The organism is Tropicibacter naphthalenivorans (genome assembly GCF_900176475.1).
GTDB lineage: Bacteria > Pseudomonadota > Alphaproteobacteria > Rhodobacterales > Rhodobacteraceae > Tropicibacter > Tropicibacter naphthalenivorans.
The window spans coordinates 542459-555018 of sequence record NZ_FWXX01000002.1 but is presented as its reverse complement, the minus strand read 5'-3'; the positions used below and the strand labels follow the sequence as shown (position 1 = coordinate 555018).

Sequence of the window (12560 nt, the reverse complement as noted above, 5' to 3'; positions counted from 1 at the left end):
AAAAGGAAAAGGGGGGCGCTGCCCCCCAGCCGCAGAGCGGCGTCCCCCCGGGATATTTTCAAAGAGAAGAAGAGCGCAGGGTTACTCTGCCGGGTGCAGGGTGGCGTTGCTTTGGCCTGCTTGCAGGAGGGCGTTCAGGGTGAGCGCGCCGGTGGCGATGGCCGCTGTGGCGAGGATCGCGGCGGTGCCGAGGGTCGGGATGCCCGCGAGCCCTGCGCCCACGGTGCAGCCGCCGGCCAGCGTGCCGCCTGCGCCCATGAGCAGCGCGCCGGTCATGTAGCGGCCAGTCTCGCGCGGGGATGTGAAGCTGGTCCAGGAGAGGCGCTTGGAGGCGGCGGCGGAGAGGAAGCTGCCGATCAGGACGCCGCCCACCAGCCCGGTGCCAAAGCCTGCGGGGATCGAGGTCGAGGCGATGGTCCAGAACAGGCTGTCGGCCCAGGTCGAGGTGAAGGCGAGGCCTTGGAGCGCGATCGGGTCAAAGTCGTCATAGAGGATGAAGCCGGTGCCGACCCATGCCAGCGGGACCAGCGCGCCGAGCACGGCAGCCTGGACCAGCGTGCTCACGCGGTTGCCGGAGCGCAGCGCGAGGCCAAGCGCGAGCAGGGCGATCAGCGCGCTCCAGACCAGCGCACCGCCGGGCAGGGCGGCCAGAGAGGTGGCCTCGCCCAGTTGGACGGTGACGCTGCCGAGGGTGGTGCGCACCGGGGCCAGCACGCCTTTGAGCAGGGCGTGGGCGGTGATGGCAAAGATCACCAGCACGGTCAGCGCGCGCAGGTTGCCGGTCGCCGCCAGCACCGTCAGGCGCGAGGCGCAGCCGCGGGTCAGCACCATGCCAGAGCCAAACATCAGGCCGCCGATAACGATCGCCGCGATAGGCAGGTCGGAGACCAGAAAGCGGTGCTCGTCAAATGTGATCCACCCCGCGTAGACCGAGGCTTGGGTGCCAAGCAGGGCTACCGCCAGCGCGGTCAGCCAGACGCCGGAGGCGGCGCGGCGGTCGGTGCCGATCAGGCTGCGGCGGAGGCAGAACTTGGTGCGTTCGGCGAGGATGCCGAACAGCGCGCCGACGATGAGGGCGAAATAGACCGCTGCTTGGGGGGCGGTAAGCTCTTCGAAGCCGAATGTCTCGTACATGGTGTGCCTCCGGGTTTTGGAATGTTGTTCCAAATGGCCGGGGATTTTGCGTCTGGCAAGGGTATATATAAGGTGTTGCAAGGTTGGGGCTGGAACAGCGTTCCAATCTTAACCATGTTGCGGGAGGGGCATTCCGATCCGGCCTGCGCCGCTGGAACCGTTGTTGCACGGGCGCAGGGGGCGGTGGGGCGTGGTCCTTATTTCACGGGGCGCCCAAAAACCGGGCATTTTACTTAAAAGCGTCAGGTTCGGGCGCATGTGCCGGGCCAAAGCAGAGGCTGAGTCGGTGGCGCGCGCGTCGCCAAAGCGCGCCGCTGATCCGCATGGCAGAGCGAAACGAAAAAGGGCGGACCCAGCGGCCCGCCCCATTTTTTGCCTTTCCCGGCTTTACCGTCCTCGAATGCGCGGGTCGAGCGCGTCGCGCAGGCCGTCGCCGAGGTAGTTCACCGACAGCACCGTCAGCGAAATCGCAACGCCCGGCAGCAGCACGCGTTCAGGGAAGCGTTCCATCCGCACCACCGCATCGGCCAGCATCTTGCCCCATGTGGGGAAGTCCGACGGAAAGCCGACCCCGAGGAAAGACAGCGCGCTTTCGGTGATGATCGCCGTGGCCAGACCCAAGGCTGCCGAGACCATGATCGGGGACAGCACGTTGGGCAGCAGGTGCCGCCGGATGATCTTGCCGTTGGTGGTGCCGATCGAGCGCGCGGCCAGCACGAACTCGCGTTCCTTGATGGCCAGAACATCGCCGCGCACGATGCGCGCCGTGGGCATCCACGACGTGATAGCGATGATGGTGACGATCAGCACGAACATGCCGCCTTCGGGGCCGAAAGCCACTCTCAATGGCTGGCGGAAGAGCGTCACGGCCAGCAGCAGCAGCGGCAGGATCGGCAGCGCAAGGAACAGGTCGGTGGTGCGCATCAGCAGGCTGTCGAGCTTGCGGAAATAGCCCGCGACCACACCCACGGCGGTGCCGATCAGCAGCGACAGCAGCATCGCCGCCCAGCCCACGGCCATGGACGCGCGCCCCCCGGCGAGGATCTGCGCGAGGTTGTCGCGGCCCAACTGGTCAGAGCCAAGGGGCTTGTTCCAGCCCACCTTGGCGCCGCTGTCCCAGAGCGCGGTGTAGATCGGGCGCATGTCCTTGTTGCGGATGTCCAGCTTTTGCGGGTCCACCTGCCAGATATAAGGGCCGATCAGCACGGCCAGCGTGATAAAGGTCAGGAACCACAGGCCAAACATCGCGCCCTTGTGCTTGCGGAACTGGTCCCAGATGTCGCGGCTGCGCGAGGAGGGCGGGGCCAGCGGTTCCTTGTCCTGAAGCGCTTCGATGGCGGTCGGGGTGGCGGTCGAGGCCACGATCACGTCGTCTTGGGGGCTGTTAGTCATAGCGAATTCTCGGGTCGAGCAGGCCGTACAGGACGTCTGCGATCAGGTTGAACAGCACGATCAGCACCGCAAAGATAAAGGTCAGCGTCATCACCATCGGCAGGTCGTTGGCGAAAAGCGCGGTCAGCAAGAGCTGGCCAATGCCGTTCACCTTGAACACGCTTTCGGTGATGATCGCGCCGCCAAAGATCGACGGGATGCCAAGGGCGATCACCGTGACCACCGGGATCATCGAGTTGCGCAGCACGTGGACATTGACCACCACCGCCTCGGACAGACCCTTGGCGCGGGCGGTGCGCACGTAGTCTTGGTTCAGGTTGTCCAGCATGGACGCGCGCATGTAACGCGACAGCTGCGCGGTGATCTGAAAAGCCAGCACCATCACCGGCATGACCATCTGTTGCAGCTGGACCTTGAAGCTTTCCCAGTCGTTCACCACGTGGGTGGTGTCATAGATCGACGGGAACCACCCCAGCTGCACCGAAAAGATCACGATCAGCAGCGGGCCGGTAAAGAACGGCGGGATCGAAAAGCCGATCATGGTCACAAAGGTGCCCGCTTGGTCAAAGACCGAATACTGGCGATAGGCCGAATAGACGCCGATGGGCAGGGCGATCAGGATCGCCACCACATAGGCCACGCCCACCACCCACAGGGTCTGGGGGATACGCTGGATCACGATCTCCATCACCGGCGAGCGCGTCTGCCACGAAATCACCCGCAGGTCTCCGGCGGCAAAGGAGGTGCCAAAGATGTGGTCGATCAAAACTTGGGGTTCGATCCAGAACACCTGAACCAGCCACTTCCAGTATTGCACCAAGGGCGGCTCGCCGAGGCCAAGCGCCTGACGCATCTTTTCCTTGACCTCTGGCGGGACGGTCAGCGGCACCTGCGCCATGGGATCGCCCGGCGCCAGTTGCAGCAGCATGAATATGATAAAGCTGATGAAAATCAGCGTCGGGATCGACAGGATCAACCGTCGCGTGGCGAATGCGAGCATCGGGCCCCTCTATTCTTGGGTCGTCGGCCTTGCGGCCTGTGGCGGGGTGAAAAACCACGCTGGGGTGAGTTTGCATCCCATCACGGGCAAGGGCAGGGGCGCGCCGCATCGGACGCGCCCCCAAAGGGATTTACTTGATGCGGTACCAGTCCGCGACGTTCCACAGTTCCGAATCCCAGACGTTCAGGTCAACGCCGCCAAGGGTGTTGGAATGTGCCGACAGGCGGCCACGGTGCACGATCGGGATGATCGAACCACGCTCGAACGCCATCTTGGACAGCTCGCGGCCAATGCGCTGACGCTCGGCGATGTCCGAGGTCTTGGTCAGCTCGGCGTGCAGCGCGTCATACTCCGGATCGCAGAAGCGGCTGACGTTCTCGCCCTGCCACTGGCTGGCGGGGGTCGGTGCCTTGTCGCACAGGCGGTTGCCCAGGTAGGACTGCGGGTCGGTGCCGTTAAAGGTGTTGGCGTACATTTCCACGTCGGCGTAGAACTTCTGGAAGGTGTCCGGCGAGCCGGGATCGCCCCCAAAGAAGACCGAGCCGTCGATGTTGCGCAGCTCGACTTCCATGCCGATCTGTTCCCACCAATCCTTGATCAGCGCCTGGAAGTCCTGACGGACGGCGTTGGTTGAGGTCTGGTAGAGGATCGACAGCGGCACGCCGTCTTTTTCGCGGATGCCGTCGCCGTCGGTGTCGACGATGCCCGCATCATCCAGCATCTTCTTGGCACCTTCGATGTCCTGAACGTCACAGCCCGGCGCATCGTTGTAGGCGAACGCCTCGGGCGCGGGGACCCACGAACAGGTCACACGGCCCGCCTGACCATAGCCCACTTCGACCAGCAGCGCGCGGTCGATGGCCATGGACATCGCCTTGTAGACCGCCGGATCGCCCAGGAAGGGGTGCGGGCGCACGACAGACCGCTCATCCGGGCCAAGCGCCGGGTCAGGGTTGGTGTTGTTGATCTCGATGCGTTCCAGCAGCGGGCCAAAGCCTGCGACCGGCTTGCCTTTGCCGCCCGCTTCCATTTCCGCGATGACGTCGGGCGCCAGCTGCAGGTTCCACGCATAGTCGAACTCGCCGGTTTCCATGACCGCGGTGCCTGCCGCGGCCGCGTCGCCGCCACCCTTAAAGGTGACCTTGGCAAAGGCGGGCTTGGCCGGGTCGCGGTAGTTGGGGTTGGCGGACATGGTGATCACGTCGTTGGGCTTGAACTCATCCACCACAAACGGACCGGTGCCGATGGGGTTGAAGTTCTGCTCGGTGCAGGTGGAGGCCGCAGCGCCCACGCAGGCTTCGAACTGTGCCTTTTGCAGGATCGGGCTCTCGCCGCCAACAAAGGCCGTATAGGGATAGGGGGTCGGTTCCTTGAAGTTGACCACCACGGTCAGCGCATCGGGGGTTTCGACGCTTTCAATCGGGTCGAACTTGGTCAGCTGCGCGCAGCCGCCTTCGGGGTGCGAGCAATATTCATAGGTAAACTTGACGTCCTCAGAGGTGAAGTCGCTGCCGTCCGACCATTTCAGGCCCGGGGTGATCTTCCACGTGATCTGCTTGAGGTCTTCGGTGATGCCGCCGTTGGCCACGGTGGGGATCTCGTCCACCAGCCACGGCACGATCTCGCCCGCCGCGTTAAAGCGCGCCAGAGGCTCGACGATCATCGAGGCCGATTCGACGTCCTTGGTGCCGCCCGACAGGAAGGGGTTCAGAATCGAGGGCGCCTGCCAGTAGATGATCTTGACTTCACCGTCCGCGCCGCGCTCGGCGAAGGCCGCCGGGGCAAATGCCGCCGCCGCCACTGCACCCAGCATCATAGCCTTGAGTTTCATGCGTTTCTCCTTGTTGCGGGACGGCTTCTGCGCGCCGTTCCCAGTTTTTTACCGGTTGGTAGGGAATTAATCTGACGAGGCCACACAAATGTGCAACCATAAACCTCGTTACACCGATAAATTCCCGACTCTGCCTCTACCCAAGACGGTAAATGATCAAATTGCAAGCATTGCCTAAAGGAAAGGCAGACGGGGCCTTTACACTTTGCTCGGGCTGGACCTAGCCTGTTGGAAACTTAGACGACGGAGCGCGCCCATGCTGGACAGCACCCCCACCGGACCCATCGCCAAGATTGAAAATCTGCGCGTCGAGTTCGAGACAAAGAACGGCACCGTTGTGGGTGTCGAGGATGTTTCCTTTGAGATCGGGCCGGGGGAAACCGTCTGTGTCGTGGGGGAATCAGGGTCGGGCAAATCGGTGTCCTCGCTGTCGCTGATGCGGCTGATCGAGTACGGCGGCGGTGATATTGCGGGCGGTCGCCTGATTTTTGATCGAAAAGACGGCGGAGAGATTGATCTGGCCGAGGCGGACCAGTCGCTCATGCGGACCATTCGCGGCAACGAGATCGGGATGATCTTTCAAGAGCCGATGACGGCCCTGAACCCGGTGTTCACCGTGGGCCGCCAGCTGACCGAAGGCCTGCGCATCCATCGCGGCATGTCCAAGGCCGAGGCGATGGCCGAGGCGTTGAAGCTGCTCAAAGAGGTGCGCATCCCCGAGCCGGAACGCCGCTTGCACCAGTATCCGCACGAGCTGTCGGGCGGGATGCGCCAGCGGGTGGTGATCGCCATGGCGCTCGCCTGCAAGCCGCGCCTGCTGATCGCGGATGAGCCGACGACCGCGCTGGACGTGACCATTCAGGCCGAGATCCTCGCGTTGATGGACCGTTTGAAGCGCGAAACCGGCACGGCGGTGATGTTCATCACCCACGACATGGCGGTGGTGGCGCAGATGGCCGACCGGGTGGTGGTCATGTTCCGCGGCAACAAGGTTGAAGAGGGCACGGTCGAAGAGATCTTTGAGCGCCCGCAGCATCCTTATACCCAAGCGTTGCTGGCGGCGGTGCCGAAGCTGGGCGAGATGACAGGCAAGGATTTGCCCGAACCCATGCGTCTGGTGGGGCAGGGCGATCACGCGCCCGAGCCGATCAAAGGCACAGACGACGTGCTGCTGAAGGTCGAAGGGCTGACCACGCGCTTTCCGGTCAAGGGCGGGTTCTTCCGCCGCACCGTGGCCAATGTCCACGCGGTCGAGGACGTGTCCTTTACCCTCAACAAGGGCCAAACGCTGAGTTTGGTGGGCGAATCGGGCTGCGGCAAATCCACGGCGGGCCGGTCGATCCTGCGGCTGGTCGAGCCGCTGATGGGCAAGGTTGAGCTGGACGGCAAGGACGTGATGGCCCTGTCGGCGGCGCAGCTGCGCGAAGAGCGGCGCGAGATGCAGATGATCTTTCAGGATCCCTTTGCCTCGCTGAACCCGCAGTTGCCGCTGGCCGATCAGGTGGCCGAGCCGATCCACAACTACAAGACAGAGACCGGCAGCGCGGTGATGGACAAGGTGGCGAACCTGTTTGACCGGGTCGAGTTGCCGCGCAGCTTCATGCGCCGCTTCCCGCACGAGCTGTCGGGGGGGCAACGCCAGCGGATCGCCATCGCGCGGGCCTTGGCGCTGAACCCCAAGCTGATCGTCGCCGATGAGGCCGTCAGCGCGCTGGACGTGTCGGTGCAGGCGCAGGTGGTGAACCTGATGATGGAATTGCAGGCGGATCTGGGTCTTGGCTACCTGTTTATCAGCCACGACATGGCGGTGGTCGAACGTGTCAGCCACAACGTGGGTGTGATGTACCTCGGCCGGATCGTCGAGATCGGCCCGCGCCGCGCGGTGTTCGAAGACCCGCAGCACGCCTATACCCGCGCGCTGATGAAGGCGGTCCCTATCGCGGATCCGCGCCGGCGCAAGTCCGAGAAGGATTTGAACTTCAAGCCGATCCCCTCGCCGATCCACCCTGTCGGCTATGCACCGGGCCCGTCGGAGTATCGCGAGGTCAGCCCGGGCCATTTCGTCCTGGTGTCCGAGAGCGGATATTGACCTTCGGGTGAGGCTGGGTGGCTAAGAATTTTATCTAAAATTCTTTGGGGGCGTTGCCCCCTTCGGCCTTTGGCCGAATTCCCCCAGGATATTTGAAAAGAGAGGAAGGCAGGCGGTGGGCATGGTTGAGCGGCTCGGTCCCAGAGAGATTCTGGAGATTTTGGTGGGGTTTCCGACGGTCAGTCGGGAGACGAACTTGCCTTTGATTGACTGGGTTGAGGGGTATTTGGCGTCTCATGGGATTGGTGCTGAGCGGTTTTTGAAGCCCGAGGAGCCCGAGGTGAAGGCGGCGTTGTTTGCCCATGTGGGGCCAGAGGTTGCCGAGGGCGTGCTGTTGTCTGGGCACACGGACGTGGTGCCGGTTGAGGGGCAGGATTGGTCCAGCGATCCCTTTGTGGTGACCGAGCGGGACGGGCGGCTGCATGGGCGCGGCACTTGCGACATGAAGGGGTTCGACGCGCTGGCCATTTGGGCTTTGGTTGAGGCGCGGTATCGCGGGGTGCGGCGGCCTTTGCAGTTGGCGTTGTCCTATGACGAAGAGATTGGCTGTGCCGGGGCGCCGCCGTTGATCGAGGCCATGGGGCATTTGCCGCGGGCTTCGGATGCCATCATTGGCGAGCCGACCATGATGAAGGCAGTGACGGGCCACAAGGGCGGCATCACCTGGTGGGTGCATGTGCATGGCTTTGAGGTGCATTCCTCGCTGCTGCACACCGGGGTGTCGGCGATCATGTGGGGGGCCAAGTTGATCGACTGGGCGAACCAGTTGAACGCCTCTCTGATGGCGGCTGAGCCGAGTGGCATGGCGGCGCTGTTTGACCCGCCCTACACCAACGCCCATGTTGGGCAGATCCGCGGCGGGACCGCGCATAACATCGCCGCCAAGGACTGTGAGTTCGGCTTTGGCTTTCGCGTGGTGCCGGGGGAGAGCCTTGATCAATGGCGTGCGTTGCTGCAGCAGAAGGTCGATGAGTTGACCGCCCAGATGCAGGCGATCCGCCCCGAGGCGTGGATCGAAATCACCGAGGAATTCGCTTTGCCGCCCTTTGCGCCCGAGGCGGAGAACACTGCCGAAAGCCTCGTCCGGCAGATCACCGGGGACAATGGCGACAACATGGTCAGCTATGGCACCGAGGCGAGCCACTTTCAGGCGGCGGGCTACAAGGCGGCGGTCTGCGGGCCGGGGTCGATCACCGTGGCGCATCAGCCGGATGAGTATCTGTCTCTGGCGCAACTGGCCGAGGGGCAGCGCTTTATGGAGCGGCTTTTGGACCGGTTGGGTTAGGCCATGACGTTTCCGTTTTCATTGCCCGCCACGCCCGAACATGGCGCGCCTTTGCCCGATGCGGTTGATCTGATCGTCATCGGCGGCGGGGTCATTGGCATATGCACGGCGCTTTATGCGGCGCGGGCGGGGCTGAAGGTCTTGATCCTCGAAAAGGGCCGCGTCGCCGCCGAGCAATCGAGCCGCAACTGGGGCTGGATCCGGGTGCAGGGGCGCGACATGGCCGAGATCCCCGTGGCGCGAGAGTCGCAGCGGCTGTGGCAGGGGCTGGACGCCGAATGCCAAGGCCGTTTGGGCCTGCGTACCGTGGGGATTTCCTATCTGGCCAAGACCGCCAAGGACTTGGCCGCCTTTGAGGCGTGGCGCGACGAGGCCAATCCGCTGGGGGCGGGGGCGCAGATGCTGTCGCGCGCCGAGACGGCCCAGATCACGGGCACGCCGAATTCCGACTGGGTCGGGGCGTTGCACACGCCCAGCGACATGAAGGCCGAGCCTTGGGTCGCCGTTCCCGAACTGGCGCGGCTGGCGCGCGACAGCGGGGCGTTGATCCGCGAAGGCTGTGCCGTGCGGGCGCTGGACATCCAAGGGGGCAAGGTCACCGGGGTCATCACCGAGGCCGGGCGCATCAGGGCCGAGCGGGTGATGCTGGCCGGGGGCGCGTGGTCTTCGCTGTTCTTGCGGCGGCACGGGGTGTCGATCCCGCAGCTGTCGGTGCGCTCGACCGCTTTGGCCACCGGGCCTTTGCCGCAGGTCGTGGCCAGCGCAGGCGTCGATGACCGCATCGCCTTTCGCCCGCGCGAGGACGGGGGCTATACCCTTGCGCCCTCTGCCTTTTCCGAGCTGTTCATCGGGCCGGACGCGATCCGCCACCTGCCGGTCTATGCGCGCCTTGCCGTCTCGGGAGAGTTCGACGTGCGCCTGCGCGCCGCCGCGCCGCGTGGCTACCCGGATGCCTTTACCACGCCGCGCCGCTGGGCCGAGGACGCGCCCAGCCCGTTCGAGGCGATGCGCATCCTGACCCCCGAGCCAAACCGCAAGAAGGCCGCCGATCTGACACGCCGCTTTGCCCAGCTCTATCCCCAGGTGGGCGAGATCCCGGTACAGGCGCTCTGGGCGGGAATGATCGACGTGCTGCCCGATGTGGTGCCGGTGGTGGATCACGTCAGCGCCTTGCCGGGGTTGATGGTCTGCACCGGGATGTGCGGGCATGGGTTCGGCGCGGGGCCGGGCTTTGGCCGGATCATGGCCGATCTGGCCTCGGGCAAAGACCCCGGTATCGACCTGACCCGCTTTCGCCTGAGCCGCTTTTCCGATGGGTCGCGGCTGGTCCCCGGACCGAATATCTAAGGGCTGCCGCAAACGCAGGCATCCCGAAGCAAGCCCTGACCAAAGGGTCAAAAACCTGCGCAAGAATGCTTGCACTTGTCATGTATCTGTCTAGGCTTAGCCCCATCGCGGTGGGCGTATGCCCCCGCCAAACTCACCTTCAAAAGCGCTAACACCCGCGCAACAGGAGCCGAAAATGCCCGTCAAGAACCGCTTTGCCGAGTTGCAACCAGAGATCACCGCTTGGCGACGTGACTTGCATGAAAACCCCGAAATCCTCTTTGAAACGCACCGCACCGCGCAGGTGGTGGCCGACAAACTGGCCGAGTTCGGCTGCGACGAGATCGTCACCGGCATTGGCCGCACCGGCGTTGTCGGCGTCATCAAGGGCAAGACCGACTCGAGCGGCAAGGTGATCGGCCTGCGCGCCGATATGGACGCCCTGCCGATCCACGAACAGACGGGGCTGGAATACGCCTCCAAGACGCCGGGTGCCATGCACGCCTGCGGCCACGACGGCCACACCGCCATGCTGCTGGGCGCGGCCAAGTACCTGTCCGAGACGCGCAATTTCGACGGCACGGTTGTGGTGATCTTTCAGCCCGCCGAAGAGGGCGGCGGCGGTGGCCGTGAGATGTGCGAAGACGGCATGATGGACCGCTGGAACATCCAAGAGGTCTACGGGATGCACAACTGGCCCGGCCAGCCTGTGGGCAGCTTTGCCATCCGCCCCGGTGCCTTCTTTGCCGCCACCGACCAGTTCGAGATCACCATCCACGGCAAGGGCGGCCACGGGGCCAAGCCCCACCAGACCATCGACCCGGTGATCATCGCCGCCCAGGTGGTGCAGGCGATGCAGACCATTGCCTCGCGCAACTCGGACCCGGCCGACCAGATCGTGGTGTCGGTGACCTCGATCGAAAGCTCGTCCAAGGCGTTCAACGTGATCCCGGCGCGGGTGACCCTGCGCGGCACCATGCGCACCATGTCCAAGGAAAACCGCGCCCTTGGCGAAGAGCGCATCAAGGCCATCGCCCCCGCGACGGCATCGGCCTTTGGCGGCACCGCCGAGGTGCGCTGGATTCCCGGCTACCCGTCGATGGTGAACTCCGAGGCGCAGACCGCCTTTGCCGCCGACGTGGCCGAGGCCGTGTCCGGAGCCTGCGAGCGTGACGCGCCGATCACCATGGGCGGCGAAGACTTTGCCTATATGCTCGAAGAGCGCCCCGGCGCGTATATCCTTGTGGGGAACGGGGACACGGCGGACGTGCACAACCCCGAATACAACTTCAACGACGAAGCGATCCCCGCGGGCTGTTCGTGGTGGGCCGAGATCGTGGAACGCCGGATGCCTGCGGCGTAACGGGTTAGGGAAAATAAGCGCCCCCGCCGGGACTGGCGGGGTGGGATGCGGACGAAGCCGACTTTCGCTGTGTCTTCTCGAATGACTGCTTTTCAGTTCCGGAAGACATAGATACTTCTCAGAAATGAGCGTCGACCAACCGACGCGGGATACCAGATTTACCGGGCAATACCTGAAGGGCTATCATGTCACGCATTCCAAATGACATCACCCCAGTCATCCTTGAAATCGACAATGAATTAAAAGCGGCAGGCGTGCCTCCGTTGGGTCGTCCAATGAATGCGATTATCAAGTTCGGACAACGTTTCAATATGTCGATGCCGTTCACGGAGCCTCAGCCTGGGGTCCCTGATCATCTGATTAGCAGTTGGAAGTACGCAGCAAAAATTCGGGATTGGTATGGGCAAGTCTATGGAGACGGTATCAAGCTCGATCCATCTGCAAACGCAAAGGTCGCGGTGCAAGCTGATGGTGATCTATGGGAACTCAAGCTGCCAATCATCTATGGGCGTTTCACGCCGGTAGTTGAACGAGAGTTGTATGATGACCATGACGCAGTTGTTGGCGCCCCTAGATTGAACGCCTGTAAGCAGTTGTCGGGAATAACCGCCGCGCGACTAAATCACTTCAGCGACAATGATCTCGCCGAGGTCTATGGTATGTTCATGGTAGGCATGGACGTTCGAGCCGCATTCGACCGATTTTCGAAATCGAGCCACTTCTTCGCAGAAGCACAGAGCGATTGGATGACTGCTGTGATGCACATGACTAGCCAGAAGCCGAACCATGGGCAGGCAAGATGGGCATCACTCCAACTTGCTGAGAAGTTCATGAAGGGCTTGATTGAGGTGATCGGTGATGTATCGCCCATTCCTCATACTCATGACCTGAAAAAGCTCCACAAAAAGTTGGCAAGTTCCATCATGGGATTGGATTTGGACCGCCTCCTAAATGATATCCAGTGCTCAGCTGCGGTTCGATACGGTGAAGAGGCATCCACGCGCGAGCAGTCCTATTCTGCGCACAAATCCAGCCTCCTACTCGTTAGAGCGCTCGGCTCCGTGAGGAATGTCAATACTTCGAGTTAATCTATGCTTGTGTTTCTGGGATCGAAGGGAGCTGACCTTCACAATACTTGCT

Annotated in this window: 9 protein-coding genes; 5 read left to right on the top strand and 4 right to left on the bottom strand. The window is 63.2% G+C overall.

Annotated elements, in window-relative coordinates:
• Window positions 1-81: 81 nt before the first annotated feature.
• From B9A11_RS06945 to B9A11_RS06930, 4 genes are all read right to left on the bottom strand, one after another.
• Entirely contained in the window at window positions 82-1134 is a 1053-nt protein-coding gene (locus B9A11_RS06945; protein WP_058246626.1) for a YeeE/YedE family protein, read from the bottom strand.
• 387 nt (window positions 1135-1521) lie between these two features.
• Window positions 1522-2526, bottom strand: coding sequence for an ABC transporter permease (locus tag B9A11_RS06940; protein ID WP_058246627.1), 1005 nt, complete (start codon window positions 2524-2526; stop codon window positions 1522-1524).
• Window positions 2519-3526 (bottom strand): ABC transporter permease, encoded by a 1008-nt coding sequence (locus B9A11_RS06935; protein ID WP_058246628.1) that lies wholly within the window; start codon window positions 3524-3526, stop codon window positions 2519-2521. Before B9A11_RS06935 ends, B9A11_RS06940 begins: the two co-directional genes overlap by 8 nt.
• 130 nt (window positions 3527-3656) lie before the next feature.
• A complete protein-coding gene (locus tag B9A11_RS06930; protein WP_058246629.1) occupies window positions 3657-5357 on the bottom strand; it encodes a peptide ABC transporter substrate-binding protein in 1701 nt (566 codons plus the stop codon).
• 256 nt (window positions 5358-5613) lie between these two features.
• Here B9A11_RS06930 and B9A11_RS06925 point away from each other — a divergent pair, with 256 nt between their 5' ends.
• The 5 genes from B9A11_RS06925 (at window position 5614) to B9A11_RS06905 (ending at window position 12508) form a co-directional block, all read left to right on the top strand.
• Window positions 5614-7446 (top strand): ABC transporter ATP-binding protein, encoded by a 1833-nt coding sequence (locus tag B9A11_RS06925; protein WP_058246630.1) that lies wholly within the window; start codon window positions 5614-5616, stop codon window positions 7444-7446.
• Between the two features lie 121 nt (window positions 7447-7567).
• Window positions 7568-8731: an acetylornithine deacetylase gene (gene argE / locus B9A11_RS06920; protein ID WP_058246631.1), complete on the top strand. Its 1164-nt coding sequence runs from the start codon at window positions 7568-7570 to the stop codon at window positions 8729-8731.
• Window positions 8732-8734: 3 nt separating this feature from the next.
• Complete coding sequence (locus tag B9A11_RS06915) at window positions 8735-10078, top strand: NAD(P)/FAD-dependent oxidoreductase (RefSeq protein ID WP_058246632.1); 1344 nt, start codon at window positions 8735-8737, stop codon at window positions 10076-10078.
• Window positions 10079-10253: 175 nt separating this feature from the next.
• The gene (locus B9A11_RS06910) at window positions 10254-11420 is read left to right on the top strand and encodes a M20 aminoacylase family protein (RefSeq protein ID WP_058246633.1); all 1167 of its coding nucleotides are present in this window, start codon (window positions 10254-10256) and stop codon (window positions 11418-11420) included.
• 185 nt (window positions 11421-11605) lie between these two features.
• Window positions 11606-12508: a HEPN domain-containing protein gene (locus B9A11_RS06905; RefSeq protein WP_058246634.1), complete on the top strand. Its 903-nt coding sequence runs from the start codon at window positions 11606-11608 to the stop codon at window positions 12506-12508.
• Window positions 12509-12560: the final 52 nt, after the last annotated feature.